1 pseudogene is annotated in these 262 nt (G+C 49.2%); it reads left to right on the forward strand.

From position 1 onward, the window contains the following. Positions 1-262: pseudogene (locus B2P60_RS05160) on the forward strand (EF-Tu/IF-2/RF-3 family GTPase); the annotation flags it as partial.

Here is a 262-nt window from a genome sequence, read left to right on the forward strand (position 1 = left end):
AGGTCGTGGTACTGTTGTAACTGGCCGTGGAGAATCTGGTGTCGTAAAAGGTGGTGACTAAATCGAAATCTTCGGTATCCGTGACACTCAAAAAACCACCTGTACTGGTGTAGAGATGTTCCGTAAGCTTCTTGACGAAGGTCGTGCAGGCGAAAACTGTGGCGTACTACTACGTGGTACCAAGCGTGAAGACGTACAACGTGGCCAAGTACTAGCGAAGCCAGGTTCAATCACGCCACACACCAAGTTTGACGCAGAAGTA

The organism is Psychrobacter sp. UBA3068 (assembly GCF_002366815.1).
Classification (GTDB): domain Bacteria; phylum Pseudomonadota; class Gammaproteobacteria; order Pseudomonadales; family Moraxellaceae; genus Psychrobacter; species Psychrobacter namhaensis.